At 71.5% G+C, this 25,530-nt stretch carries 24 protein-coding genes; 13 read left to right on the top strand and 11 right to left on the bottom strand.

The annotated features are described in order from the left end of the window. Positions 1–95: 95 nt before the first annotated feature. Together CQZ88_RS13600 and CQZ88_RS13605 are read right to left on the bottom strand one after the other, a co-directional pair. Positions 96–560: a GNAT family N-acetyltransferase gene (locus CQZ88_RS13600; protein ID WP_102799895.1), complete on the bottom strand. Its 465-nt coding sequence runs from the start codon at positions 558–560 to the stop codon at positions 96–98. A 120-nt stretch (positions 561–680) separates the two neighbouring features. After that, positions 681–1,907 carry a benzoate/H(+) symporter BenE family transporter gene (locus tag CQZ88_RS13605; RefSeq protein ID WP_258008588.1) on the bottom strand — a complete coding sequence of 409 codons (1,227 nt, stop codon included), beginning with the start codon at positions 1,905–1,907 and terminating at the stop codon, positions 681–683. Between the two features lie 87 nt (positions 1,908–1,994). Between CQZ88_RS13605 and CQZ88_RS13610 the strand changes: the two genes are divergently transcribed. Continuing rightward, on the top strand, positions 1,995–3,377 hold the full coding sequence (locus CQZ88_RS13610; RefSeq protein WP_102799897.1) for a PLP-dependent aminotransferase family protein: 1,383 nt from the start codon (positions 1,995–1,997) through the stop codon (positions 3,375–3,377). Positions 3,378–3,530: 153 nt separating this feature from the next. On the opposite strand, the gene CQZ88_RS13615 is transcribed toward CQZ88_RS13610, so the two are convergent. The 3 genes from CQZ88_RS13615 to CQZ88_RS13625 form a co-directional block, all read right to left on the bottom strand. Further along, complete coding sequence (locus tag CQZ88_RS13615; protein WP_065922328.1) at positions 3,531–4,535, bottom strand: DUF1648 domain-containing protein; 1,005 nt, start codon at positions 4,533–4,535, stop codon at positions 3,531–3,533. Continuing rightward, on the bottom strand, positions 4,532–4,885 hold the full coding sequence (locus tag CQZ88_RS13620; RefSeq protein ID WP_006930948.1) for a GntR family transcriptional regulator: 354 nt from the start codon (positions 4,883–4,885) through the stop codon (positions 4,532–4,534). Before CQZ88_RS13620 ends, CQZ88_RS13615 begins: the two co-directional genes overlap by 4 nt. A 66-nt stretch (positions 4,886–4,951) precedes the next feature. Beyond that, on the bottom strand, positions 4,952–5,590 hold the full coding sequence (locus CQZ88_RS13625; RefSeq protein ID WP_084648604.1) for a TetR-like C-terminal domain-containing protein: 639 nt from the start codon (positions 5,588–5,590) through the stop codon (positions 4,952–4,954). Between the two features lie 115 nt (positions 5,591–5,705). Here CQZ88_RS13625 and CQZ88_RS13630 point away from each other — a divergent pair, with 115 nt between their 5' ends. Beyond that, complete coding sequence (locus CQZ88_RS13630; RefSeq protein ID WP_065923420.1) at positions 5,706–6,530, top strand: alpha/beta fold hydrolase; 825 nt, start codon at positions 5,706–5,708, stop codon at positions 6,528–6,530. Positions 6,531–6,546: 16 nt separating this feature from the next. Here CQZ88_RS13630 and CQZ88_RS13635 read toward each other — a convergent pair whose 3' ends face one another. Beyond that, the gene (locus CQZ88_RS13635) at positions 6,547–7,545 is read right to left on the bottom strand and encodes a GNAT family N-acetyltransferase (RefSeq protein WP_102799898.1); all 999 of its coding nucleotides are present in this window, start codon (positions 7,543–7,545) and stop codon (positions 6,547–6,549) included. A gap of 41 nt (positions 7,546–7,586) precedes the next feature. On the opposite strand from CQZ88_RS13635, the gene CQZ88_RS13640 reads away from it, so the two are divergent. Continuing rightward, the gene (locus CQZ88_RS13640; RefSeq protein ID WP_102799899.1) at positions 7,587–8,384 is read left to right on the top strand and encodes a hypothetical protein; all 798 of its coding nucleotides are present in this window, start codon (positions 7,587–7,589) and stop codon (positions 8,382–8,384) included. A gap of 625 nt (positions 8,385–9,009) precedes the next feature. On the opposite strand, the gene mgtA is transcribed toward CQZ88_RS13640, so the two are convergent. The 4 genes from mgtA to CQZ88_RS13665 form a co-directional block, all read right to left on the bottom strand. After that, complete coding sequence (gene mgtA, locus CQZ88_RS13650) at positions 9,010–11,667, bottom strand: magnesium-translocating P-type ATPase (RefSeq protein ID WP_043800526.1); 2,658 nt, start codon at positions 11,665–11,667, stop codon at positions 9,010–9,012. 217 nt (positions 11,668–11,884) lie between these two features. After that, positions 11,885–13,156 carry an RNA polymerase sigma factor gene (locus tag CQZ88_RS13655; protein WP_102799900.1) on the bottom strand — a complete coding sequence of 424 codons (1,272 nt, stop codon included), beginning with the start codon at positions 13,154–13,156 and terminating at the stop codon, positions 11,885–11,887. Next, positions 13,153–13,497: a YciI family protein gene (locus tag CQZ88_RS13660; RefSeq protein ID WP_044475582.1), complete on the bottom strand. Its 345-nt coding sequence runs from the start codon at positions 13,495–13,497 to the stop codon at positions 13,153–13,155. Before CQZ88_RS13660 ends, CQZ88_RS13655 begins: the two co-directional genes overlap by 4 nt. A gap of 154 nt (positions 13,498–13,651) precedes the next feature. Continuing rightward, entirely contained in the window at positions 13,652–14,758 is a 1,107-nt protein-coding gene (locus tag CQZ88_RS13665; protein WP_102799901.1) for a DNA glycosylase AlkZ-like family protein, read from the bottom strand. Between the two features lie 629 nt (positions 14,759–15,387). Here CQZ88_RS13665 and CQZ88_RS13670 point away from each other — a divergent pair. The 3 genes from CQZ88_RS13670 to CQZ88_RS13680 all read left to right on the top strand — a co-directional run bounded on the left by CQZ88_RS13670 (position 15,388) and on the right by CQZ88_RS13680 (position 17,261). Continuing rightward, on the top strand, positions 15,388–15,615 hold the full coding sequence (locus CQZ88_RS13670) for a hypothetical protein (RefSeq protein WP_029544970.1): 228 nt from the start codon (positions 15,388–15,390) through the stop codon (positions 15,613–15,615). Between the two features lie 58 nt (positions 15,616–15,673). After that, on the top strand, positions 15,674–16,027 hold the full coding sequence (locus tag CQZ88_RS13675) for a YtxH domain-containing protein (RefSeq protein ID WP_072635702.1): 354 nt from the start codon (positions 15,674–15,676) through the stop codon (positions 16,025–16,027). A gap of 223 nt (positions 16,028–16,250) precedes the next feature. Further along, a complete protein-coding gene (locus CQZ88_RS13680) occupies positions 16,251–17,261 on the top strand; it encodes an endonuclease/exonuclease/phosphatase family protein (protein ID WP_043800515.1) in 1,011 nt (336 codons plus the stop codon). Positions 17,262–17,266: 5 nt separating this feature from the next. Here the strand turns inward: CQZ88_RS13680 and CQZ88_RS13685 are convergent, their stop codons facing one another. After that, positions 17,267–17,809 (bottom strand): dihydrofolate reductase family protein, encoded by a 543-nt coding sequence (locus CQZ88_RS13685; protein ID WP_102799902.1) that lies wholly within the window; start codon positions 17,807–17,809, stop codon positions 17,267–17,269. A gap of 100 nt (positions 17,810–17,909) precedes the next feature. Here CQZ88_RS13685 and CQZ88_RS13690 point away from each other — a divergent pair, with 100 nt between their 5' ends. From CQZ88_RS13690 to CQZ88_RS13720, 7 genes are all read left to right on the top strand, one after another. Then, positions 17,910–18,488 carry an ABATE domain-containing protein gene (locus CQZ88_RS13690; RefSeq protein ID WP_198163401.1) on the top strand — a complete coding sequence of 193 codons (579 nt, stop codon included), beginning with the start codon at positions 17,910–17,912 and terminating at the stop codon, positions 18,486–18,488. Further along, positions 18,488–18,928, top strand: a complete 441-nt coding sequence (locus tag CQZ88_RS13695; RefSeq protein WP_102799903.1) for an SRPBCC domain-containing protein — start codon at positions 18,488–18,490, stop codon at positions 18,926–18,928. Before CQZ88_RS13690 ends, CQZ88_RS13695 begins: the two co-directional genes overlap by 1 nt. Then, positions 18,925–19,611 carry a mycofactocin biosynthesis peptidyl-dipeptidase MftE gene (gene mftE / locus CQZ88_RS13700; protein WP_065922332.1) on the top strand — a complete coding sequence of 229 codons (687 nt, stop codon included), beginning with the start codon at positions 18,925–18,927 and terminating at the stop codon, positions 19,609–19,611. Before CQZ88_RS13695 ends, mftE begins: the two co-directional genes overlap by 4 nt. Beyond that, complete coding sequence (gene mftF, locus CQZ88_RS13705) at positions 19,608–20,996, top strand: mycofactocin biosynthesis glycosyltransferase MftF (RefSeq protein ID WP_102799904.1); 1,389 nt, start codon at positions 19,608–19,610, stop codon at positions 20,994–20,996. The genes mftE and mftF overlap by 4 nt, the downstream gene beginning before the upstream one ends. A gap of 18 nt (positions 20,997–21,014) precedes the next feature. Next, positions 21,015–22,502, top strand: coding sequence for a mycofactocin system GMC family oxidoreductase MftG (gene mftG / locus CQZ88_RS13710; protein ID WP_006930900.1), 1,488 nt, complete (start codon positions 21,015–21,017; stop codon positions 22,500–22,502). Between the two features lie 49 nt (positions 22,503–22,551). Then, positions 22,552–23,853 carry a helix-turn-helix domain-containing protein gene (locus CQZ88_RS13715; RefSeq protein ID WP_006930898.1) on the top strand — a complete coding sequence of 434 codons (1,302 nt, stop codon included), beginning with the start codon at positions 22,552–22,554 and terminating at the stop codon, positions 23,851–23,853. Between the two features lie 101 nt (positions 23,854–23,954). Further along, a complete protein-coding gene (locus tag CQZ88_RS13720) occupies positions 23,955–25,478 on the top strand; it encodes an aldehyde dehydrogenase family protein (RefSeq protein ID WP_006930896.1) in 1,524 nt (507 codons plus the stop codon). Positions 25,479–25,530 lie beyond the last annotated feature (52 nt).

Consider the following 25,530-nt stretch of genomic DNA (forward strand, 5'->3'; position numbering starts at 1 on the left):
CCGTCGAGGACAGGCGAATGGATCAACTCGCATTTCCGCCGCCCTGTGCTACCACTCGGAGGGTCTCCGGCGGCAGCGGTTTCATGGTGCAGTGCTCACTTCGCAGAAGGTTCGGCCTCGTAGGTGACCCAGCTCGTTCGCGTGGCGAGGGTGTTGTAGAGCGCCTGGGCTTGGTGGTTGTCTTCGGCGGTCACCCACTGCACCACGGCGCGACCCTCGGCGGTGGCAATCTCGGTGAGACGGCCGATCAGTGCACGTCCGACGCCCCGGCCTCGGGCTGCGGGGTCGGTGAACAGGTCGTCGAGGAAGAGGCCGGTGGTGCCGGTGTAGGGCGAGGAGAACCGGCGATGGTGTGCAAACCCGAGGATCTCGCCGTCCGCTTCCGCAACGAGAGCCTTGCATTCGTGTCGGGGATCCATGAACCATCCCCATGCGCGGGAGACGATGTCCTCGGACTCGGGCAGCTTGTAGAACTCGCGGTACTCGCGGAAGAGGACACGCCAGCGGCACTCGTCGGCAGGGGCGAGCGGCCGGATCGTCGGAATGGTGGTCGTTGCCATGGGTGGCTCCTATCGGTGGTTGAAGGTCTCGGCAGAGCGGTACTGCCAGGTACTGTCCGAGCGTTCTCCGCCCGCGAGGATCGAATATCCGATGCGGGATGCGGCGCGCTCAGGCTTCGGTCACGTCATCACTGCGTTCTCCTTTCTTTCCTTGCCTGTTCGGGTTCCCGGCTGGCGTGGGGCCAGCAGGAGGTACACGGCGCTGCCCGCGACGAGGCCCCAGAACGCGGCACCGACGCTGAAGAACACGACGCCCGACATGGTGACCGCGAGCGTGGTCAGGGCCGCGATCCCGGTGCGGGTATCGCCGCCCATCGCCCCCTTCAGTGCGGTGAGGGCAGAGCCCAGCAGGGCGACGGCAGCAAGAACCGAAACCGTTTCGCTCGGGATCGCCCGGAACCCGGCCACGAGCACGCCCCCGAACGAGCCGACGAGCAGATACGTGAGGCCGCCCGATAGGCCCGCGATGTAACGCTGTGCGCGATCCGGATGCGACTCGGGGCCGAGCGCGATCGCCGCCGTGATCGCGCCGAGGTTGATGCCGTGGCAGCCGAAGGGCGCGAGGATCGCCGAGACCGTCGAGATGGCACCGACGAGCAGGCGGTCGTTCGGCTCGTACCCCTGCGAGTGGAGCAGTGCGAGCCCGGGTGCGTTCTGCGAGGCCATCGTGACAATGAACAGCGGCAGCGCGATGCTCACGAGCGCGGCCGGGGTGAATGCCGGCATCGTGAACACAGGGCCGCCGAGCGCGAGCGACGGCGCGACCTCGCGGAAGGATCCGGTCGCCCCGGTCGCCGCGAGCCCGGCGACGAGTCCGGCGAGCACTGCGTATCGGTCGAAGAAGCGCTTGCCGAGGAAAAAGGCGACGACGATGCTCCCCGCGATCAGCGGCGCGCTCGTGAAGGCGCCCGCTGCGGTCACGACGAAGGGCAGCAGGATCCCGGCGAGCAGAGCCTGTAGCACCGGGCCGGGCACCCTGGCGAGTAGCCGGCCGAACCAGCCCGTGTACCCGACCACTGCGGCGGCGACCGAGGCGACGAGGAACGCGCCGACGGCCTCGGTGAACGAGAAGCCGCCGAGCGAGGCGATCAGCAGCGCCGCTCCGGGCGTCGACCAAGCGACGATCACCGGGATACGGGTGAACAGGCTCAGCGCGATGCTGCACACGCCGTTGCCGATCGCGACCGCCCAGACCCACGACGCGGTCTGCGCCTCGTTCAGACCCGCTGCGCGAGTGGCTTCGAGCACGATCAGGAACGGGCCTGCGAAGTTGATGAGCGCCGAGAGGAAGCCTGCGACGACCGCGGAGACTGAGACATCCCGCAGCACAGAGGAAGCCCGGCTCATCGGTGTGCCGCCGAGACTGCCGACGTCACGCCCGCTCGATGGCGTAACAATCTTGCGGAAAATTGAGTAACGTTATTCACTAGCGTCATGTCGAATGATAACAGAGCGTCGGAAATTGCGGCACGCCTCCGCCAGCGGATCGCGACGATGCATATCGGGGAGAAACTGCCGGGTGTCCGCGAACTCTCCGGAGAGTTCGCGGCGAGTGCAGCCACCGTCTCGGCAGCTCTCTCGGAACTGAGCGCATTCGGGCTGGTCCGGGCTGAGCCCGGACGGGGAACGTTCGTGGCGGGCCGCGAACGACTACCGGAACCGGACTTCTCCTGGCAGTCTCAGGCGCTCGGCCGCGCCAGAGTAGACGCCGACCGGGCCGCTCGCCTGGGCGGCTACGGTACTCCCGACCACATCCCGCTCTCCTGGGGATACCTCGCCCCCGAACTACAGCCGAACGAGGAACTGCATCGCATCGGCTCGCGTGCGGCGAAGAGCGGTCGTGCCTGGATGATGACGCCGCCAGCGGGATCGCCGGAACTGCGGCGGATCCTCGCCTCCGAATACCGCGCCGACCCGAACGACGTGCTTGTGGTCTCCGGCGGGCAGCAGGGCCTCGTCTTCACGATGCGCACACTCGCCGAGCCGGGGTCGGCGGTCATCACCGAGAGCCCGAGCTATCCGGGCGCGATCCTCGCTGCGCAGAGCGCGGGCCTGAGCCTCTCGTCGGTACCCGCCGACGCCGACGGGATCCTGGTCGACCGTCTCGCCGACGAACTCGAACGCACGCGAGCGCGAGTGGTCTACCTCCAGCCGAACTACGCGAACCCCACCGGCGCGGTCCTCGGTGCAGAGCGCCGGAAGCAGGTGCTCGAACTCGCCGCCCGACACGGCGCGTTCATCATCGAGGACGACTGGGCCAGACACCTCGGAATCGACGGACAGGCCCCACCCTCCCTCTTCACCGAAGACCCCCACGGACACGTCGTATCGATCCTCACCCTTTCGAAGCCTGCCTCCCCAGGTCTAAGGCTCGGCGCGGTCATCGCGCGCGGCCCGGCAGGTGAACGGCTCCGGGCCTCTCGCACCGCCGACGACCTCTGCGTCGCGCCGCTGGTGCAGGAAATCGCCTGCGGTCTCCTGACCTCGAATGCGTGGCCCCGGCACCTGAAACGCCTGCGCGCAGAGCTCGCGACGCGACGCGACGCACTTGCCTCCGCGATCCACGCCACGACGCCCGGCATCCGCATCCCGTGCGTCCCGCGCGGTGGCCTTCACCTGTGGGCCAGGCTGCCCCAGGGCGCAGATACCCGCGAGATCTGCACCGCCGCGTACGCGGCCGGGGTACTCATCGGAGACGGGAGTCACTTCTTCGTGGACGAACCACCCGCACCGTTCCTGCGCTTCTCCTACGGGGCCGCAACCGAAGCCCAGATCGCCGAAGGCATCAGGCGGCTCTCCGAAATCCTCCAGCGGTGAGGTTCGGTGGTGCGAAGCAGCGTCCCGCTCCGGGAATTGCGCCCGGTTGGTTGTTGATGTGTTGTGCAGCTCGGATCGCTCAACCTGGTGGCCGGCGGATGATCGACGGTGCCGGACTCTCCGCCGCCCGCAGGTGAGATGTTCCACGGGAATCTACTGGGGGTGCCTCGGTCCTGTCTCGACGAGGGCGTTGACGAGGCCGGCGGCGGTCGCGGCATCGTCGACCACGACCAGGGTGCGTGCGCCGTCGCGCCGGTGCAGCACCAGCGCGGGGCCGCCGCGCAGGACGAACCCTCGGGCGCCGCGCAGCGGGCCCAGTACCGCCATGCGGTATCCGTAGCCCCCGAAGTGCTTCAGCGGTGCCACGTCGGTGACGGAGGCGGAGGCGATGGCACCGAGCGGGGTGTGCAGGTGCGGCCACCCGAACAGGCCCGCGACGGTGACCCCGCGGACGTCGACGGTGACGCGGATCGAGCAGGTCAGCGCGACCAGCACGGCGAGCAGCACGGCCAGGCCCAGCAGGATCCACAGGCGTGTGAGCACGCCGAGGGCGGCGACGATACCGATCGCCGCGACGAGCACGATCGTTGTGACGTTGCCGGTGGCCACCGATCGGGTCCACGCGACGAGTTCGTCTGCGCCGAGGGGAATTCGCGGTGCATCGGCGGCCGGGGGAGAGGCAGGTCCGCGCGACCACCGGGGCACCGCCGCGGCGGCAACGGCCCCGAGGGCGACGCCGATGCCGAGTGCTGCGAGGAGAGACGCCCCCGGCGGCGAGGCTGCGGCGGCGTCCGCGAGTCCCCGCTGAGAGCCGGTGACCAGCACGATCAGGGCGGTCACGAAAGCGACCGTCCCCGTGACGGTCGCGGCGACCGCGCGGGTGAGGGCAGGGTCGGTGTCGGCGGCCCGGGTGAGACCGAAACCGAGGGCGGCGAACAGGACACCGAACCCGAGCAACAGTGCGATCGTCGCAGGGAGGCCGGCGAATCCGTCCGCGGTGCCGTCGAGGTTCCAATGTGTTGCGATCGGATCCGGTAGCTGCGCATGCCAGCTCCGGAGCACGAGTGCGCCCGCGGCGGCGACGGCCAGGGGTGCGGCCGTGGAGCTGAGGAGAATGCGGCCGGTGGGGCGCTGGTCGGTGCCGGGATCGTCTGTCATCGGTACTCCGTTCTGATCAGGTCGACGAGATCGTCGGCGCTCAGGCCGACGCGTTTGGCGTGCGCGACGGCCTGAGCGACGGCGGAATGCAAAGCGGCATGCCCGGTTTCGGCGCGGTCGGTGACGACCGCGCCGCGTCCGCGGCGCAGCTCCACCAGGCCTTCGTCGCGCAGTTGCTGGTACCCCCGCAACACGGTGTGGACGTTGAGGCCGAGCGATGCGGCGAGGTCGCGCGCGCCGGGGAGGCGCTCGCCCGCCCGGACCTCGCCCCGGGCCACCGCGCCGCGCACGGCCGCGGCCAGTTGCACGAACAACGGGTCCGGCGAGTTCGGGTCCAGTCTGATGAGCACGCGACAAGCATATTGTTCTATTTGAAATAGAACAAGTCGGCTAACGGCGGCGTCGGGCCGGTGCGGTCACCGGCGACCCGGCGGCGACGGGGAAGACGGGTCCTGTCCCGGGATCCCGGCCGAGTCGCCGGCCTGCCAGCCCCGGTGGAGCACGTCGACGGCCTCGTGCAACAGGCCGTCGCGGTCGCCGGGGACCGACGCGGGGATCTGGTGCAGTGTGGTCAGCCGGGCGATGCCGTAGACGGTGCCCCACGTGGCGGCGCACCGCCGCAGCACCTCGGCCTCCTCCACACCCTCGGGCTGGCAGGCCGCCACGGTGCCGCGCAACAGACGCCAGTAGTCGGCGGCCGCCTGTTGCAGGCGCGGGTGATCGGCCTTGTCGACCGTGGGCCCGTAGGCCAGGTCGTGCACGTGCGGGCGTTCCCGGACGAACCGCAGGTAGGCGTCGGTGAGCGCGTGCAGCCGGCACCGTGGATCGGATCCGGCTGCCTCGACGGCGGCGGCCGCCTCTGCCGCGGCGCCCTGCAGTCCGGTGCCCGCCACGGCCGCGAGGAACCGGCGCTTGTTCCCGAAGTGCACGTAGGGCGCCTGGTGGCTCACGTCCAGGTGCTGCGCCACCCGGCGGAGGCTGAGGCGTTCGGCCGGCTGCTCCCTCAGCAGTTCGAGCGCGGCTCGGAGCAGCCGTTCGTCGAGCGTGTCGGTCATCCGTCCACCAGCCCTTCCCGGCGTGCGCGGCTCCGCCCATTGACAGTGTCAACCTACCGCGGGACCATAGCAATTGACAGTGTCAACTCGAGTCGCACCGGAGGTGGTGGCGGTCATGACACGGATGCAGAAGATCTCGACCGAGGTGGGTCCACTCGCCGTCCGCGTGCACGGGGAGGGCCGGCCCGCGGTGCTCTGGCACAGCCTGTTCGTCGACGAAAGATCCTGGAGCAGAGTCGAAGACGCGCTGGGAATCGACCGGCGCCTCGTCGTGGTCACCGGTCCCGGGCACGGGGCGAGCGGTGACCCCGGCCGGCGCTACACCACCGGGGAATGCGCCGCGGCGGCCGTCACCGTGCTCGACGCCCTCGGTATCGACGAACCCGTCGACTGGGTCGGCAATGCCTGGGGCGGCCACGTCGGCATCGTCTTCGCGACCGACGCGGCGTCGAGGTGCCGGACGCTGGTGACGCTGGGAACGCCCGTCCAGGCGCTGAACCGGGCGGAGCACGCGCGCACGCTGTTCCTCCTCGCCGCCTACCGGACGCTCGGCGCCGCCGGGTTCATCCGGTCCGGCGTGACGAACGTATTGCTCTCCGCCGCAACGAGGGAGCGCGACCCGGAGGCGGTCGCACTCGTCGAGGACTGTCTCGTCCGCGCGGACCGGGCCGCGCTGCGCAACGCCGTCGTCTCCATCTCGCTGCACCGGCCCGACCTCACCGAGCGGCTCCCACGGGTGTCGGTCCCGACCCTGTTCGTCACCGGCAGCGATCACAAGGGCTGGACGCCCGAGCAGGCACGCGCGGCGAGCCTGCTGCTACCCGACGGGTCCTGCGCCGTCGTCGACGGCGCCGCGTACCTCGTACCGCTCGAGGCGCCGGCCGAGACGACGGACCTGGTGCGGCGATTCTGGGCCGCCGCGGTACCGCGCCGCACGTGAGACGTCTTGCAGAACTTCAGAGTTCGCGTCGCATAGCCGCGCGGGGCCACCGGTCCATACCCCCGGCGGCCTCGTCGCGCCGGATCTGCCGCAGCCCCGGGCCGAGTTCGTCGTCGCGCAGGGACCGGAAGCCGAGCCGCCGGTAGTACGGCCCGTTCCACGGGACGTCGGCGAAGGTGGTCAGCGTCAGGGCGGGCAGTTCGCGGACACGCGCCCAGCCGGCGAGATGGTCGATCAGGGCCCGGCCGAGCCCGCGGCGCGCATGGTCCGGATGCACCGACACCTGCTCGATGTGGGCGGTGCCGTCGACGACATCGGCGAGCAGGTATGCCACCGGGCGGTCGTGGCCGTCGAGACACACCCAGGCGCGCCCGCCGGCCACATACTCGTGCAGCTCCTCGAGCGTGGGCGGCGGGTCGGCGGCGACGGCGTCCATTCCGAGGTCCGCGAACGCGCGGCCGGCCGCGCGCTCGATGTCCTGAAGAACCGGCAGCTCCGCCGCGAGTGCGGGACGGACGCGGGGCGCGTCGTCGCCGGGCAGCGCGAGGTCCTTGAAGAAGTACAGCGACGATGCGGAGTACGCGTACTTGCCGAACCGTTCGGGCAGCGGCTCGTATCCGGCGGCGGCATACATGGCGAGAGCCTCGGGCTGCTCGGTGCCGGTCTCGAGCACCATCCGACGCCGGCCCGCCTCGACGGCGGTGCGTTCGAGTTCGGCCAGGATCCGTCGGGCCACGCCCCGGCGGCGGGCGCCTTCCCGCACGTACATGCGCTTGATCTCGGCGTCGCCGTCGCTCAGTCCCGGATGCGCCGAGTCGCGGGCCCGCCAGCCACCGATCCCCGCCGGCGCACCGCCGCCGCGGGCGAGCAGGAAGACGCCGTGCGGCGGGGTGAACTCCTCCGGATGCAGCGACGTGTGGTCCGGTCCGCCGTAGCGACGGACGTACTCGAGCTGCACCTCGTCGATCAGGGACTGCACCTCGGCGTCGTCGATGGGACGCGGTTCGATCTGCACGGCCGGAGGGTACCGCGCGTTCGCGGCGCCATACTGGGAAGGTGGCTTCTGCCGCCGGAACGGACTGTGGTGATTTCGCGGCCGCCCCCTGGCTCTATCCCGGGACGGCCGCGCCGGGCAGTGGCTTGCTCCGGGAGGACGGCTATCACCGGGCACGTCCCCGGCCGGGAGCCGGCCTCGGTGCGGCACGGCTGGACGGGCGCGAGGACTCGACGCTCGACGAGGCGCTGCGCGGGGCCGGCGTTGCCGGCGTCGGCGACCGGCACCTCGTCGTCGCGGTGGGCTCGAACGCGTGCCCGGCGGTCGTGCGACGCAAGTTCACGGCCGGAAACGTCGACACCACCGTGCCGTTCCTGCGCGCGACGGTCGTGGGCATCGCCGTCGGGCACAGCGCCCACGTCAGCGTGGCCGGCTACGTCGCGGCGACCGCGTTCCGGCGGCCGGGGACCCGCACCCCGGTGTTCGCGTCGCTGCTCGACCGAGACCAGCTCGCGTGCCTCGACGCGACGGAGCCGAACTACACGCGACGCACCGTGACCGCCGACGAGTGCCGGCTGGAGATCGACGGCGGACAGCGGCCGGCGTCCTTCGGCGTGTACGTCTCGAAGTGGGGCGCGCTCGCGCCGCCGGGGGCGCCGCCGCTGCCGCTGCAGTCCCAGGAGGCGCTGTTCGCCGCGCTCCTGCGCCACTGTGCCGGGTTCGCCGCACTCGTCGGCCGGCGCCCGCACGAGTACCGGTCCGCGATGAAAGCCCTTGCGGGTGAAGCGGACCTGCGCGCCGCCCTGCGACAGTCGTTCGCCGCGTCGGGCTGGGCCGCCCGCAGCGGCTTCGACGGCTAGCGGCAGGAGCAACGACTTCCACGACAGCCGGTCGACAACAGTGCGAACCCGGCGTTGACTGGAGAGATACACACTCCCCTGGCCATGGAGGCCGTCATGCTCATCATCTTCGGACTCGTCGTTCTCCTCGCCGCCGTGATCATCGGAATGGCCGGGGTGTTGGGCAACACCGGCGCCGCCCATGCACTGACCGACGACAGCTTCGTCGTCTTCGGGTACCACGTCACCGGTTCGACCGGGGCACTGTTCCTCTACGGCATCGTCGTCGGTGCGATCGGAGCGGTCGGGCTGAGTCTCCTGCTCGCCGGTGCGCAGCGGACCTCGCGTCGAGGTCGGCTCGCTCGCCGCGAACTGAAAGAATCCCGCCTCGAGACCACCGCTGCGAGGCACGAGTACGACCGCAGCCCTCCGCACCGCAGCCCGGCAGCGCCGTCCCGCCGCCGCCCGGGGGCTCGCCGTCCAACTCACCCGATTGGCGCCATCCGTTCGGCAATCGATCCGGTGGGTCGACCGCCGCCCCCCACTGACCGTCCTCCCCGGCCCCCGAGGCGATCGGGGGCCGACCGCCGGCACCAGCGCCGGTTCGATGCTCGGGCTGCGATGTTCGGCCGGCAGCGGGCCGAAGTCACCGCACCGGCGGTGCCGGTGTGGGCGGTGTCGGCGCCCGAAGGTGGGTGGGGGTGCTGAACCGGGCTGCGCGCCGGTGGATCCGGTGTTCGTGACCGCGCCACCGCACTGCCGGCAGATACCGCATCGGTTCGGCGTAGAACACGCGCTTGGCATACTCGATCAGCACCAGGTAGCCGATCACCAGCACGACCAGGGTGAGGAAGAACCCGATCGGCAGGGGCGTGAACCCCAGGTCCGCGCCGAGCGGGGAGACCGTGATCGCGATACCGACCGCAAGCACCCCGGCGACGGTGAGCACCAGTCCCAGGCTGGGCCGGCTGCGCAGGAACGGGACGCGGCGGGTGCGGATCGCGAACACGATCAGGGTCTGGGTGGCCAGGGATTCGACGAACCAACCGGTGTGGAACAGCTCCGGCCCGGCAGCGAACACCCCGAGCATGATCCCGAAGGTGATGAAGTCGAACAGCGAGCTGATCGGGCCGAAGAACAGCATGAACCGGCGGATGAACGCGATGTCCCAATGCGAGGGTGCGTGCAGTTGTTCCTCGTCGACGCGATCACCGGGAATCGCGAGCTGGCTGGTGTCGTAGAGCAGGTTGTTGAGCAGGATCTGGCTCGGCAGCATCGGCAGGAAATCCAGCACCGCCGAGGCCGCCGCGGCGCTGAACATGTTGCCGAAATTGCTCGACGTGCTCATCAGCACGTACTTGATCGTGTTGGTGAAGGTACGCCGCCCTTCCGTGACGCCGTCCGCCAACACTCCGAGATCCTTCTCGAGCAGCACCACATCCGCGGCGTCCTTGGCCACATCGGTGGCGGAATCGACGGAGATGCCGACGTCCGCGGTGTGCAGGGCCAGCGCGTCGTTGACGCCGTCGCCGAGAAATCCGACAGACCGGCCGTGGGTGCGCAGGGTCTCGACCAGTCGCGCCTTCTGCTCCGGGGAGACCCGGGCAAAGATGGTGGCCCGCAATGCTGCCTCGCTGAACTGCGCGTCGTCGAGACCTGCGAGGTCGGAGCCGGTCAGGCTGCCGCCGGAGACGAGCCCGAGGTCGGCGCAGACCTTCTCGGCGACCTGCGGGTTGTCGCCGGTGGCCACCTTGACGGTGATGCCGAGGGCGGCGAGCCGGGTCAGCGAAGCGGCCGCGGAGGTCTTCGGCCGGTCGAGGAAAACGAGGAAGCCGGTCAGGATCAGGCCGTGTTCGTCGTCGGGGACGAGCCGATCGGCGTGGCCGGGCGCGGGTTTGGACGCCACGGCGACGACGCGGCTGCCTTGGGCGAACAGGCCGTTCAGCACCGTGTGCGCGGCGGTACCGACGTCGGCGCAGCGATCGAGCACGGTCTCGGGCGCGCCCTTGACCACGATCAAGGACTCGCCGTCGGGACCGCGCACCAGCGTCGAGGACATGCGTCGCTCGTGGTCGAACGGCAGGGTGGCCAGCCGGGTGTACCCGTCCGCGACCGGGCCGGTGGGACCTGCCGCCGCCCACAGGGCGGTGTCCAGCGCGTTCGAACCGAGACGGACACCGCCGGCGGTGTCGGTGTCCGTCTCGGTGGCGAGCAGGCCGTGCAACAGCGCCGCCGAGCTGGGAGCACCGGAGGGGGCCAGCGCCTCGCGGAAACCGATCCGTCCGTCGGTGAGGGTGCCGGTCTTGTCGGTGAGGAGGATGTCGATGTCACCGAGGTCCTCGATGCACACCAGACGTTTGACCAGAACCTTGCGGCGGGCCAGGCGTCGGGAACCTTCGGCGAGGGAGGTGCTCACCACCGCCGGCAGCAGCTGCGGAGTGATGCCCACCGCGATGGCGAAGGCGAACAGCAGCGACTCGATCAGCGGGCGCTGCAGCACCAGGTTGGTGACCACGATCGTCGCGGTCAGAGCGACGGCGACCTGCAGCAGCAGCACCGAGAAGCGCCGCAGCCCGATCTGGAACTCGGTCTCCGGCTCGCGTTCACCGAGCCCGACCGCGATGCGCCCGAACTCGGCGTCCGCGCCGGTGGCGACGACCACCCCCGTCCCGGTGCCGGCATGGACGACGGTGCCCATGAATGCGCACCCGGCCAGATCTGCCAGGGCCGTTCCCGGCGGCACCGGGTCCACGGACTTGGCGGCCGGCTCCGATTCGCCGGTCAGGACACTCTCGTCGCATTCGAGCCCGGTCGCGCTGAGCAGGCGCAGGTCGGCTGGCACGAGCTCGCCCAGGACGAGGTGCACCACATCGCCGGGCACCAGTTCGGTGACGTCGATCGTGGCAGCGGCGCCGTCGCGCAGCACCACCACGGTGTGCCGTTGCCTCGAGTGCAGTGCGGCGCTGGCGCGTTCGGCGCGGTACTCGTTGACGAAGCCCAACCCGATGCTCGCCAGCAGGATGACCCCGATGATGACGGCGTCGTTGCGGTCGCCGAGAAAGAACGATGCGACCGCGGTCGCGGACAGCAGCAGCAACAGCGCGCTGCGCAGTTGCCGCCCCAACACCGCCAGGGCACTCACGCCGTGGCTGCGCACCGCATTCGGTCCGGCCACCGCCAGCCGGGCGGCCGCGTCTGCGCTGCTCAGACCGGTGGACGAACTCTGCAGACGGGACAGCACGTCGGTGCTCTCACCGGCTGCGGCGTCGGCCGCGGCGATGTGCAGGACCGGGAGGCCGGTCATCCGGCCATACCGATCGATGCCGCAACTCGCCCGTGCAGTGCGACGACAACGGACATCCTGCCCCTGCTCAACCGCGCAGGCACGTCACCCGCACCGCCGCACCCTGTCCGGCACAGCATCCGCCTCGCCGCTGCCTGCATGGCCGCAAACTTAACCGGTCCCGGCTACGTTCGGAGCGGTCCGCGTACAGACGCGGGCAACCACGGGTTCGTCCCGGTCACGACCTGCCGGTCTCGTCCAGCCGCCGGCGCAGGTGCTCCCGTTCGGGTTCGGTTCCGGCCTGCTCGAGCGCCCGCCGGTAGGCGACGGCGGCCTCGTCGTCGCGGCCGAGCCGGTGCAGCAGTTCGCCGCGCGCGGTGGAATACGGGTGGTAGCCGCGCAGCCGGGGCTCGTCGGCGAGTGCGTCGAGCAGCGCCAGGCCGGCCTCGGGACCGTCGCGCATCGCCACCGCCACGGCGCGGTTCGCCGCGACGACCGGCGACGGTGCCAGGGCGGACAGGACGTCGTAGAGCGCGACGATCTGCGGCCAGTCGGTGGATGCGGCGTCGGGGGCCTCGTCGTGCAGCGCCGCGATCGCGGCCTGCACTCCGTACGGACCCGGCGGGCCGCCGGTCAGCGCCACGGGCACGAGGGCGGTGCCCTCGGCGATCAGGGCGTGGTCCCACCGTGCGCGATCCTGATCCGCGAGCAGAACGATCTCGCCGTCCGGGCCGGTCCGGGCGGCGCGTCGCGCATGGATCAGCAGCATCAAAGCGAGCAGCCCGGTCACCTCCCGCTCGCCGGGCAGCAGTCGGCGCAGGATCCGGACCAGCCGGATCGACTCCTCGGCGAGGTCGAGACGTTGCAGGTCCGGCCCCGAGCTGGCTACGTATCCCTCGGTGAAGACCGAGTAGAGCACCTGTAGCACGCCCGGCAGTCGCTCCGGCAACTCGTCCGGATCCGGCACCCGGAACGGGATGCGGGCCTGCCGGATCTTCTTCTTCGCCCGTACGATCCGCTGGGCCATCGTCGCGGTCGGGACGAGAAAGGCGCGCGCCACCTCGGGTGTCTCGAGCCCGGCCAGGCATCGCAGGGTCAGTGCCACCCGGTCCTCGGCCGGCAGCGCCGGGTGGGCACAGGTGAAGAACAACTGCAGGCGTTCGTCGGGCATCTCACTGCCGGCGTCCGGGGTGCGGGAGGGGGCGGCCCGTTCCGAATCCACCTGCAGAACGGCGAGCCGGGCGGCGTACACCTGATCCCGCCGGAGCCGGTCCACGGCCTTGCGCCGCGCCGTCGTCAGCAGCCAGGCCCCCGGCTTGGCCGGTACGCCCCGGACGGGCCAGTGCACCAGCGCCGCCTCGATCGCCTCGGCGGCGACGTCCTCGGCCAGGTCGAGGTCGCCGAAGCGGTGGACGAGCGCGGCGAGCAGCCGACCGCGCTCCTCCCGGAACACCGCTTCCACGGCGGCGTCGACCCGGGCGCCGGCGCCCGGCCCGTCCGTCGCGGTCACTGCCCGAAGTCGGCGATCGGCCGCACCACCACGGATCCGCCGCCGCGCGCCCCGGGACAGCGGGCCGCCCAGTCCAGCGCGACGTCGAGGTCGGGCACGTCGACGACGTAGAAGCCCCCGAGGACCTCGCGCGTCTCGGCGAACGGCCCGTCGGTGGTGACGGCACGCGCACCGTCGGGGCCGACCCGCACGGTCGTCGCGGTGGTCAGGTCCGCGAGCGACTCCGAGGCAACGACGATTCCGGCCTCCTGGATCTGCTTGTCGTAGACCATCCACTCCTCGACGCTGCACTGGTCGCTCGCGTCGGCCGATGCGGCGTTGATCAGCAGCATGTACTTCATGGTGAGCACCTCTCGTTGGGTGAGTGTCCTGTGCGGCAGGGTTGCCGCACGACATGACGACGAACGGGACGGCGTCGGATCGACAGGGGTACCGGTTCATTGTCGACGGCGACCCCGACATCCGGTGGCACGTCCGGGCGCGGTCGCCGGATCGTCAGCCGGCATACCCCACCGTCGCGCCGGTGCGCTCCCGGGCGCGGGCCAGTCGCTGCGCCTCGGCCTCGAGTTCGTCCCGCGTCCGCACGGACAGCGGCTCGAACGGCTCGACCGACACCGCGAGCGTGTCCCGTGACGTGGCCCTCGCCCGCCAGATCCCTCGTATCTCCCCGTCGACGAGGACGACACCGGGGCTGCCGATCGGTCGCCAGATCGCCTTCCGGCGCGCTCGGTCCGGCACCAGGAACTCCCTGTCCCGGGCCTGCAGCCACGGATCGCCGGGCGGCAGCAGGCGGGTCGCTCGCACGTCGGCGGCCCCGTCGAGTTCAGCGACCGCCGAGGCCGGCACCAGGCCCGTCCCGGCCGGGCCGTTCACCGGAACCAGATCGTCGGGCAGGACCGCGCGAATCGTTGCGATGTCGGTGCCCAGGAAGGCCGCCAGCCCGGCCGGTGTGACCGGCGCCAGCACGTCGGCGTACCGGTGCAGGGCGGCAGCGGTGCCCTCGGCGCGCTCGGGCACCGCATCGGGTCCGATCCCTTCGGGCAGGACGTCGAGGTGGGTGCTGCGGCCCTGTGGGCAGACCCGCACGCGCGCCGCGAGACCGACCTGCTGGAACAGCGCACCGGAGATGTGTCGGGTTCTGCACGAGGGGCAGTGATAGGTGAGGTCGGCGGGAACCGCCGCGCTGACCGCCGCACTCAGCTCTCCCTTGGTCATCGGGCCGGTGAGCGCGGCGCCCATGGCCTCGGCCGCCTCGGTGAATGCGCGCAGGCCGCGCTGGGCGCCTTCGCGGATCTGCCCGGTCCCGATACGTGTCGTGGCGTCGGTGTCGTTCACCGGCCAGAGGGCCGCGGCGAGAAACGCGAGATCCCCGGGCCGATGCAGGTGCGGCGCCCCGCGCCACGACCATACGAGGACGAGTGAATCATGTTCTGCCGCAGCGTCGTCCGATCGTGCGGCGAGCGCGTCGCGGGCCGATCCGTACGGGGTGTCCTGGACCCCGAGCGCAAGCACCCGATCTCGCCCGGCGGAGGTCCGGTCGAGTCCCTGGGCCGCGGCCCGGTAGCCGAGGATCCGACGTCGGCCGAGTGTCGTGACAACCACTTCCGGCCCTCCGATCCTGTCGTCGCCGTGGTGTCCCCGGACGCGCCGGTGCGGGCGATCCCGGCAACGACGATCCCGACAACGACATTGTCGGCGACATCGGCCCGCCCGTGCTGCCGCGCGGACTACCGGCGTGTCCAGGGTCCGCCCAGAACATGCGGGCTCCGTTCCTCTGCGACAGCCCCGCTGCCTGCTCTATCGTTGTGACGGGTGACAGGGCGGGCGGTCGCCGACTCCGGGATGTGTTGCAGGGCCACGTGCCAGGCCGGTCCTGGCAGGGGACCGGGACCGGAGGGTTGCGATGGTGCTGTTGTATTCGCGCACGGGCCGGTGCGGACCTCGGCGGGGCGCTCGGTGAGATCTCGGGCACGAGCGGTTCGATTCGGCGGTGGATCGACGAATCGGTCGGCCTCCGGCGATCCACGTGCGCGGCGACATCGGTACCACCACCTCTCCGGTCTTGAACTCGGTCTTGCCCCAGCAGTTTCCGGATGGCAACGGGGTGGTCGGCTTACCTCGGATCGGCTTCCCGGGACAGGGGGATCGATCGCGGTTGCGGGGTGAGGCGACGGCGCTGAGAAGGGGCATGGGCTCGCGGTTCACAGGGGGACAGGGCGAGGAGCGGTCGAATGCAGGGGAAAGCTGTCGGTGACGAGGACGCGCTGGTGCTGCGGCCGTTGTCGATCGCGGTGCTCGACGGCCTGTGGGTGGGCAGCGGGATCACCGTCGGCATATGGGTGTTCGGATCACTGCTGTGGGCGGTGGTCGTAGTGCTGGTCTGCGCCGGGACACACGCCGTCGGTTGCCGTACCCGCGGCGGTGGCGGTGCCGACCGGGTAGAGGCGACCGGTCCGTAGGAGTTCGTCGCGGCCTTCGAATCGAATCTCGGCACTCGTCCAACAAGGGAGAGAAATCATGGTCCGAGCAGTGATCTTCGCCGCCGGGACGGCCGTGGGCTTCGTCCTCGGTACCCGTGCCGGGCGGCAGACCTACGAGAAGATGAGGGATCAGTCCCTCGGCCTCTGGCACAACCCCGCGGTGCACGAGAAGGTGAGCGGTGCGACGCAGACCGCGAAGGACAAGGTGCCTCAGGTGCAGCACAGGGTCGAGGCGCTGGCGAAGAAGGCGGCCCACCGGGGTTCGGGTACGGGCACCGGCACTGCCACCGGTGTACCGCTGACCGAGGCTGCGGCATCCGCTCCGGCGGCCATGGAACCGACTGTTCCTCCGACGACGGACGACCGGCCGAGCCTCGGTCCGAACAACTGAGCCCGCCGATGAGGCCCTCGGCGACGCGGCCCCCCCGCGCGCCGGAATCACGGACGCGGGTGTGTTCGGGGCGCGGACGTCGCTGCACACTCCCGCCCCGGAAGGAGGCCCGCGATACTGAGGATCGCCGGCGGAACGCCGGCTTTGCCCGGTCACGGTGCCGGCGGGTGTCCCGGATCGGGGTCGGCAACTCGGCGCGGTTGCGGCATGCGAGGTTGTGATGATGGTGAGACCGCCGCCGGCGCGACGGATCGCCGTCCTCTTCGCGGTCGTCACGACGGCGTCAGGGCTCACCGCGCTCATGGCCTTCGCGTCGGACGTGGAGAACAACGCCGTGATCGCATGGGCGTCGCTGGGTCCGTACCTGCTGCTCGGGACGGTGGCGGGCGCGATCGCCGCCGCGCTCGCCCGGCGACCGGTACTGCTGGCGTCGGCACTCGTCGTCGTCGCGGCCGGCGCATGGACCCTGGGACCGCTGTACCTGCCCGGCGTCCCGGGCGACGGGCCGGACGCCGCATCCGGTCCCACCATCCGCGTGATGCAGGCCAATCTCATGGTCGGGCAGGCCGACTCCGATGCGCTGGTCCGGACGGTGCGCGAGCGACAGATCGACGTCCTCACCGTGCAGGAGCTGACCGACGGCGCGGTGGCCGCGCTGCAGGTCGCGGGGCTCGACGACCTGCTACCGCATCGCTTCCTGGCCCCGACGCCGACCGGCGGTGCGGGCGCCGGGATCTACAGCAGGTTTCCCGTCTCGGCCGGCCGGAAGCTCGACGGGTTCGGGCCGACGAACCTGACCGCGACTCTGGACACCGGTCCCGGACGCCCGCTGATCCTGTACGCGGTGCATCCCGCGCCGCCGTACCTGACACCCGCTCCGGCGTGGGCGGCCGAGCTGGAACGACTGGACGCGGAGCTCGAGTCGGTGTCCGGCACGGCCCCGGTCGTGGTCAGCGGGGACTTCAACGCGACGTACTCGCACACCCGCTTCCGCGACCTGCTCGACGACGGGTACGTGCACGCCGCGGACCGGGTCGGCGGCGGGCTCGTGCCGACGTATCCGGCGGACCGCCGCTACCCGGCCCTCGTCGGGATCGATCACATCCTCACGCGGGGCGCCACGGCGACCGCCCTCGAACGGATCGAGCTGCCCGGCTCCGATCATCACGGCCTCGTCGCCGGGATCCGGCTCCCTCCGCCGTCCGGCGACGAGAGTCCTGTCGAAGGTGGATAGCGGCCTCACCGCACGACCCGCAGCCGGATGTCGGTCGCAACGGGCCCCTGGGTCGCGACGAGACGTTCCAGCGCGAGCGGGGTTCCGCCCGGGCGGTCGAACAGTCGGACGCCGTCGCCGAGCAGGACCGGCGCGATGCAGACGAAGATCTCGTCGAGCAGGCCGGCCTCGAGGCACTGCCGGGCGACGTCGGCGCCGAGCACGTTGACGTATTTCCCGCCCGCGGCCGTGGTGGCCGCGGCCACGGCCGCGTGGAGGTCACCGACGAACGTCACGCCCGGGACCGGCTCGGCCGGAAGGGGGTGGGTGAGCACGAACTGCGGTCCGCTCCAGCCGCCACCGAACGCCTCGCCCTCGGCGGGTGTGCCCTTGTGCGGGTCGTCGCCGCGGAAGGTGCGGTTGCCGACGAGGAGCGCGCCGATCTCGCCGACGAGGTCGTCGATCGCCGGATCCGGTCCGAGGTACGGCACCAGCCACGACATGTCGCCGCCGGGACCGGCGATGAATCCGTCGACCGACGTCGTCGCCGAGTACAGCAGCTTGCTCATCGGCCTGCCTTCCGCTCGCGGTGTCTCGATTCTGTCCGTACCGACTGCCGGACGGACGGAAACTCGTCGCAATGGATGTGTAACTGGTTAATGTGGTTACGTGAGTCGGGTCGACATGCGCTCCGCCGAGGGCATCGAGTTCGTCGTCGACACCGGAGCGCCGTGCCTGGATCTGCTCTACACCGGCGGCGAGGGGGATCGGGCCCGGTGGGAGACGCTGCACGCCGCGGGCGACCTCGCGCGCTGGGTCGCGACGCACCTGCTCGGGCGGGCCGTCGCCGCGGCAGCGGTCGACGTCACCGCCGAGGATCTGATCCGCGCCAAGGAACTACGCGAGGTGTTGTGGCGCACCGCGAACCGGTCTGCGGACGGAGACGGGCCGGCGGCCGCCGACAGCGCCGCCCTCGACGCGGCCGCCGCCCGGCCGGACATCGCCCCACAGCTGCGCCCGCCCGGCGTGGTCACTCCCGTCACCGGCAGTCAGGTGCTGTCGACGCTGGCCCGCGACGCGATCGGCCTGCTGACCGGTCCGTACGCCGAGCGCATCAAGCGGTGCGCCGCCGACGACTGCGCCATCGTCTTCGCCGACACCTCCCGCGCGGGAACGCGGCGCTGGTGCTCGATGGCGCGGTGCGGCAACCGTGACAAGGTTCGTGCCCATCGGGAGAAGGAGAAGTGATGCCGGTCGGACAGACGAAGGACGCCGGATGGCAGATCGGGGTGTCGAAGACCCTGCCGCATCCGATCGACGCGGTGTGGCGGCTGCTCGTCGGCACACCCGAGCTGTGGCTCGGCCGCGGCGCGACGGTCCCGCGCGCCCCGGGTGCCGAGTGGCGCAGCGGCGACGGTGTCACGGGGGAGCTGCGCAGCCGCCACGAGGGGGACCGGGTGCGCCTGACCTGGCGGCCCGCGGGCTGGAACCACGACAGTACCGTGCAGGTGGCCGTCTCGGCCGCGCCCCGCGGCACCGTGCTCCGCTTCCATCAGGAGCGCCTCGCCGGCCCGGACGAACGCGCTGCTCAGCGCGCCCACTGGCAGGGGGCGCTGGCCCGGGTCGAGCGCGCCCTCGCCACCGCCGACGGCGACCCGGAGGGTGCACCCCTACCATCGGACCGGTGACCCCCGAACTCGCCACCGCCTACTGGCCCGACCTCGAACCGGGCCGGGCCACGGTCGCGGTTCCCGTCGGCGCGCTCGAGCAGCACGGGCCGCACCTGCCGCTCGACACCGACACCCGCATCGCCCGCGCGTTGACGGCCGCCCTGCCGGGCGTGCTCGTCGCGCCGGCCCTCGAGTACGGGTCCAGCGGCGAGCACGAGGGCTTCCCCGGCACCGTCTCGCTCGGCGCGGAGGCGATGGAGACCGTCCTCGTCGAATACGGTCGTTCGGTGTGCCGGTGGGCCGCGCGCCTGCTGTTCGTCAACTGGCACGGCGGCAACGTGCACCCGCTGACCAGGGCGGTGTCCCTGCTGCGCTACGAGGGCCGCGACGTGGCGTGGCTGCCGTTCGCCGTGCCCGGCGGCGACGCCCACGCCGGGGTCACCGAGACCAGCCTGCTGCTGCACCTCGATCCGCGCGTGGTGGACACCGCCCGCGCCGAGATGGGCAACACCGGCACCCTCGCCGACTTGATGCCACGGATGCGCGAGGGCGGTATCGTCGCCGTGTCCGCGAACGGCGTGCTGGGGGATCCGACGCCCGCGAGCGCGGCGCAGGGGGCACGATGGTTCGCCGAACTCGTCGATCGAGCAACGGCACAGGTAACCCGGTGGGAGCCGGATGGGAAAGGAAGACTCCGTTGACGAGCACGGCCCGACTGCCCGACGGATTCGGCGTCCGTATCGACCCGCGGGTGCGCGCCTACTCCGACGGCCGCGTGCTCATCGGCGGCTCGCCCACCCGCATGCTCAAGCTCGCCCCGGCGGCCGCGGCGATGATCGGCGACGGCTACGTGAAGGTCGTCGACTCGCAGACCGCCGTCGTGGCGCGGCGGCTGCTCGACTCCGGTGTCGGGAACCCCCGTCCCACGGCCCTGCCTGCCACGTCCGACGTCACCGTCGTGATTCCCGTCAAGAACAACACGGCCGGGCTCGAGCGGTTGCTGGCGGCCGTCGAGGGACTGACGGTGATCGTCGTCGACGACGGCTCCGACGTCCCGGTGCCCACCCCGGCCAGGGCGTCGGTCCGGGTACTGCGGCACGAGCGATCCCGTGGTCCGGCCGCGGCACGCAACACCGGACTGCGCGCCGCCACAACGCCGTTCGTCGCATTCCTCGACTCGGACGTGGTGCCGCGGAAGGGATGGCTCGAGGTGATGCTCGGGCACTTCTCCGACCCTGCGGTGGCCCTGGTGGCCCCGCGCGTCGTCGCGCTCGAGCCCGACAAGGGCGCTCTGGGGCGCTACGAACACGCGCGCTCGTCGCTGGACCTCGGCCGCCGCGAGGCCGCCGTCAAGTCCGGCAGCCCGGTCTCGTACGTACCGAGCGCCGCGATCATCGTCCGCCGCGACGTGCTCACCGCGACCGGCGGCTTCGACGAGGCCATGCACGTCGCCGAGGACGTGGACCTGTGCTGGCGGCTGCAGGAGGCCGGCTGGCGGCTGCGCTACGAACCGGTGGCGCACGTGGCCCACGACCATCGCGTCGGATTCCGGAAGTGGTTCACCCGCAAGGCCTTCTACGGCACGGGTGCGGCGCCCCTCGCGAGCCGGCACCCCGGCTCGGTGCCCACCATGTCGATGTCGGGGTCGATGCTGTTCGCGTGTGTGGCCGCCGCGAGCCGCACCCGCCTCGGCGTCGTCGGTTCGGTCGCGTCGCTGTCGGTGACGATGCTCCGGCTGCGGCGGATGTTCACCGAACTCGACCAGCCGACCCGCATCGCGGCGGTGCTCACCGCGCAGGGGTTCGTCGGCGGGATGTGGCAGGTCGCCTCCGCGCTGTGCCGGCACTACTGGCCGGTCACGCTCGTCGCCGCCGTGGTCTCGCCGAAGGTGCGGCGCGCGGTCCTCGGCTTCGCCGTCGCCGAGGGGCTGTGGGACTGGTACGGCCACCGCGAGGAGGGCGGCCTCGACCCCCTGCGCTACGTGTTCTACAGGCGCCTCGACGACATCGCCTACGGCGCCGGACTGTGGTGGGGCGCGGTCGAGGCCCGGGATCCGGCGGCGCTCGCTCCCCGCATCCGGGGCTGAGCCGGGGCACCCGCATCCATGGCCGATCCGGTGCACGCCGACGTGGTCGTGGTCGGCGGCGGCAGCTGCGGCTGCGTGCTGGCCGCCCGGCTCAGCGAGGACCCCGACCGGACGGTCCTGCTACTCGAGGCCGGCCCCGGCTACCGCACGACCGCCGACACCCCGCCCGCGGTGCTCGACGCGACCGTCCTGCCGGTCGGTCCGGACAGCCCGTGGACCTGCGCCTACCCGGCCCGGCTGACCGGACGTCGTCGCTCCGTCGTCGCCCGCGGCCGGTTGCTGGGCGGCTCCGGCGCAGTGAACGGCGCGTATTTCGTGCGGGCCCGCCCGGACGACTTCGAGGCCTGGCCGCCGTCCTGGTCGTTCGATCGGGTGGTGCCGCACTTCCGCGCCACCGAGACCGACGCCGACGCGGCGGACGCCGCGGAGACCGGAGTGAGCCGGCGATGGCACGGCGCGGCAGGCCCCGTGCCCGTCGCCCGCACGCCCCGGGAGCGGCTGCACCCGGCCAGCGCCGCGTTCCACGACGCGGCGCTCGCCGCCGGCCATCGCCGTGTGGACGACCTCAACGCGCCCGGCCCGGACGGGGTGGGCCCCGTCCCGCTCAACATCCGCGACGGGATGCGCGTCGGTCCTGCCCACGCGTACCTGTTGCCGGCGCTGGCCCGGCCGAACCTGACCGTGCGCACGGGAACGCGCGTGCGACGGGTCGTGCTCTCGGGCGCGCGCGCAGTCGGCGTCGAGACCGAGGACGGCGAGACCGTCGGTGCCGGCCACGTCGTGCTCGCCGCCGGTGCGATCGGCTCCCCGCAGCTGCTCATGCTCTCCGGAATCGGCGACGGCGCCGAGCTCACCCGTCACGGCATCACCCCCCGGATCGAGATCCCCGGTGTGGGTACGGGTTACACCGACCATCCGGAGGTCGCCGTCCCCTACCGGTACCGCGTGCCGCTGCCCGGGCCGGCCCCCGTGCTGCAGGTCGTCCTGCACGCCGGCAACCTCGAGCTGCGCCCCTACACCGCACCGTTCGCCGCGTCCGTCCCCGGTAGCGGCGTCGCCGACCCGGTCCTGGGGGTGGTGCTCACGAGGCCCCGCAGCCGCGGCGCGATCCGGCTCGACCCGGCCGACCCGTTCCGGCCGCCGCTGCTGGACTACCGCTATCTCGACGACCCGGCCGACCGTGCCGACCTGCGCGAGGGGGTGGCGCGCGCCGCGCACCTGCTCGCGGCGATGCCGGACGTCGTCGACCGCACCGGCCTCGACCCGGACGCGTTCGACCCCGGCGACGCGTGGCTCGAGCGGCACCTCGGGACGTCGCTGCACCTGTCCGGAAGCTGCCGGATGGGCGGCGACGCCTCGGCCGTCGTCGACGAGCGGTGCCGGGTGCACGCCGCCGAGGGGCTGAGCGTCGTGGACACGTCCGTGTTCCCGCAGGTGCCCAGCCGCGGGCCGCACGCGACGGCCGTGATGCTGGCCGAACGGGTGGGCACCCGGACGTGCTTGTGACTCGGGTTACAGTTGTTCGGAGGAGGAACCGGCAGATGAGCAGCAGCGCATGACCGACGAACGATCCGGCTCGGCCAACCCCTGGGTGGCGCTGCGGCCCGGCGACGACCCGTCGCAGCTGGCGCAACGCGCGTCCTCGGCGCACAGTTCGTTCCTCGACGCGGCCGACACGTCGGTCGTACCTGCCTCCGTGCGCTCGGTGGTCCGCGAATCCTGGCTGCGCAGCCGCAGGAACGGCATCAGTCCCGACGCCGTCGAACAGCCGAGCCTGCTCACGGGCCTGGACCTCGAGCGGTACCGGGCCGGGCACCCGATGGCGCTGATCCGCCCCGTCGTGCGCAAGCTGCTGGTGGAGGACGCCGCCGACAGCGGGCTGCTCGTCGCGATCAGCGACGAACAGGGCCGGCTGCTGTGGGTCGAGGGTGATCACGCCGCCCGTGACCGGGCGCTGTCGATGAGCTTCGTCGAGGGCGCCGACTGGAGTGAGGAGCGGGTGGGCACCAACGCGCCCGGCACCGCTCTCGCTGTCGACCACTCGGTCCAGATCGTCGCCGCCGAGCACTTCAACCGCACCGTGCACGAATGGAGCTGCTCGGCCGCGCCGGTGCACGACCCGAGCACCGGCCGGATCCTCGGCGCCATCGACATCACCGGTGGGCTCCGCGTCGCCGCGCCGGAGGTGTTGCAGCTCGTGCGGGCCACGGTCGCCGCCGCGGAGTCGGAACTGCGACTGCACCTGCTCAGCTCGCCGCGGCTGTTGTCGGCTGCCCGGACGAGCCTCGACACGTTCGGGTCGGGCCGGCCCACTCTGCACCGCGACGGCGAACGGATCCCGCTCTCCCAGCGCCACGCCGAGATCCTGCTGCTGCTCGCCGAACACCCCGAGGGCCTGAGCTCGGACCGGCTTGCGGTGCTGCTCGACGAGGCCGAGCTCGACTCCGTCACCATCCGTGCCGAGATGTCGCGCCTGCGAAAGGTTTTCGGACCCGAGGGGCTCGGCTCGCGCCCATACCGGCTCCTGGGCGAACTCGTCACCGACGTCGCGGAGGTCCGCGGCGCACTCGACCGCGGCGATGTGGCGACGGCGGTGCGTCTGTATGCCGGACCGGTGCTGCCCGGATCGGCCGCGCCCGGCATCGAGGAGATCCGGGACGAGCTGCGCGCCCGGGTGCAGGCCGCGCTGCTCCGGGCCGGCGACGCCCAGTTGCTCGCGCGGTGGACCGCGTCGGTGCACGGGCGCGACGACATCGCCGCGTGGGAGGCGTACCTGACCACCCTCGATCCGCATTCGACGCTGTTCGCCCAGGTCAAGGCCCGGATCGAGCTGCTGGACCGTCAGCTCGGGATCTGAGGTTCGGAGCTACGCAACGTAGTTGCAACCCACACGTTCGTAGTGTTCCGGATCACACGCCCCGCATGGGGGGTGCCAGACCATCCGAGGAGTGAACACCGATGACCGTGTACGCCCGTCCCGGCTCGCCCGACGCCCTGATGTCCTTCCAGTCCCGCTACGACAACTGGATCGGCGGCCAGTGGGTACCGCCTGTGAAGGGTCAGTACTTCGAGAACGTCACCCCGGTCACCGGTCAGCCGTTCACCGAGGTGGCCCGGTCCACCGAGGAAGACATCGAGCTGGCCCTCGACGCCGCCCACGCCGCCGCGCCGGCCTGGGGCAAGACGTCCGTCGCCGAGCGTTCCATCCTGCTCAACAAGATCGCCGACCGCCTCGAGGAGAACCTCGAGTCGATCGCCCTCGCCGAGACCTGGGACAACGGCAAGCCGATCCGCGAGACCCTCAACGCCGACATCCCGCTGGCGATCGACCACTTCCGCTACTTCGCGGGCGCGATCCGGGCGCAGGAGGGCTCGATCTCCGAGATCGACGCCGAGACCGTGGCCTACCACTTCCACGAGCCGCTCGGCGTCGTCGGCCAGATCATCCCGTGGAACTTCCCGATCCTGATGGCCGTGTGGAAGCTCGCCCCCGCCCTGGCCGCCGGCAACGCCGTCGTCCTCAAGCCGGCCGAGCAGACGCCCGCCTCGATCCTGTACCTGATCTCCGTCATCGGCGACCTGCTGCCCCCGGGCGTGGTGAACATCGTCAACGGCTTCGGCGTCGAGGCCGGCAAGCCGCTGGCCTCGAGCCCGCGCATCCGCAAGATCGCGTTCACCGGCGAGACCACCACCGGTCGCCTGATCATGCAGTACGCCTCGCAGAACCTGATCCCGGTCACCCTCGAGCTCGGCGGCAAGAGCCCGAACATCTTCTTCTCCGACGTGCTCTCGGTCAACGACGACTACCAGGACAAGGCGCTCGAGGGCTTCACGATGTTCGCCCTCAACCAGGGCGAGGTGTGCACCTGCCCGTCGCGCGCCCTGGTCCAGCAGGACATCTTCGACGACTTCCTGTCGCTGGCCGCGGTGCGCACGAAGGCCGTGCGCCAGGGCGACCCGCTCGACACCGACACGATGATCGGTGCCCAGGCGTCGAACGATCAGCTCGAGAAGATCCTGTCCTACATCGAGATCGGCAAGAGCGAAGGCGCGCAGGTGATCACCGGCGGCGAGCGCGCCGACCTCGGCGGCGATCTGTCCGGCGGCTTCTACGTCCAGCCGACGGTGTTCAGCGGCCACAACAAGATGCGCATCTTCCAGGAGGAGATCTTCGGACCGGTGGTCTCCGTGACGTCCTTCCAGGACTTCGACGACGCCATCTCCATCGCCAACGACACCCTCTACGGCCTCGGAGCCGGCGTCTGGTCCCGCGACGGCGGGGTCGCCTACCGGGCCGGCCGCGCCATCCAGGCCGGCCGGGTGTGGACCAACACCTACCACCAGTACCCGGCGCACGCGGCGTTCGGTGGCTACAAGCAGTCCGGCATCGGCCGCGAGAACCACCACATGATGCTCGACCACTACCAGCAGACGAAGAACCTCCTGGTGTCCTACGCGCCGAAGGCCCAGGGCTTCTTCTGATCCGAAGACCCGGCGCCTGTCACGTCATCCCCCCTGCGACGTGGCAGGCGCC

This window comes from Rhodococcus sp. ENV425, from assembly GCF_002887785.1.
GTDB lineage: Bacteria > Actinomycetota > Actinomycetes > Mycobacteriales > Mycobacteriaceae > Rhodococcus > Rhodococcus aetherivorans.

Coding starts and splice junctions, on each gene's coding strand:
- CQZ88_RS13600 (WP_102799895.1), bottom strand. CDS start 560: ATGGCAACGACCACCATTCCGACGATCCGGCCGCTCGCCCCTGCCGAC.
- CQZ88_RS13685 (WP_102799902.1), bottom strand. CDS start 17,809: ATGAGCAAGCTGCTGTACTCGGCGACGACGTCGGTCGACGGATTCATC.
- mftG (WP_006930900.1), top strand. CDS start 21,015: ATGGCCGATCCGGTGCACGCCGACGTGGTCGTGGTCGGCGGCGGCAGC.
- CQZ88_RS13675 (WP_072635702.1), top strand. CDS start 15,674: ATGGTCCGAGCAGTGATCTTCGCCGCCGGGACGGCCGTGGGCTTCGTC.
- CQZ88_RS13625 (WP_084648604.1), bottom strand. CDS start 5,590: ATGACCGACACGCTCGACGAACGGCTGCTCCGAGCCGCGCTCGAACTG.
- CQZ88_RS13695 (WP_102799903.1), top strand. CDS start 18,488: ATGCCGGTCGGACAGACGAAGGACGCCGGATGGCAGATCGGGGTGTCG.
- CQZ88_RS13660 (WP_044475582.1), bottom strand. CDS start 13,497: ATGAAGTACATGCTGCTGATCAACGCCGCATCGGCCGACGCGAGCGAC.
- CQZ88_RS13610 (WP_102799897.1), top strand. CDS start 1,995: ATGTCGAATGATAACAGAGCGTCGGAAATTGCGGCACGCCTCCGCCAG.
- CQZ88_RS13615 (WP_065922328.1), bottom strand. CDS start 4,535: ATGACAGACGATCCCGGCACCGACCAGCGCCCCACCGGCCGCATTCTC.
- CQZ88_RS13680 (WP_043800515.1), top strand. CDS start 16,251: ATGGTGAGACCGCCGCCGGCGCGACGGATCGCCGTCCTCTTCGCGGTC.
- CQZ88_RS13670 (WP_029544970.1), top strand. CDS start 15,388: ATGCAGGGGAAAGCTGTCGGTGACGAGGACGCGCTGGTGCTGCGGCCG.
- CQZ88_RS13630 (WP_065923420.1), top strand. CDS start 5,706: ATGACACGGATGCAGAAGATCTCGACCGAGGTGGGTCCACTCGCCGTC.
- CQZ88_RS13720 (WP_006930896.1), top strand. CDS start 23,955: ATGACCGTGTACGCCCGTCCCGGCTCGCCCGACGCCCTGATGTCCTTC.
- mgtA (WP_043800526.1), bottom strand. CDS start 11,667: ATGACCGGCCTCCCGGTCCTGCACATCGCCGCGGCCGACGCCGCAGCC.
- CQZ88_RS13605 (WP_258008588.1), bottom strand. CDS start 1,907: ATGAGCCGGGCTTCCTCTGTGCTGCGGGATGTCTCAGTCTCCGCGGTC.
- CQZ88_RS13715 (WP_006930898.1), top strand. CDS start 22,552: ATGACCGACGAACGATCCGGCTCGGCCAACCCCTGGGTGGCGCTGCGG.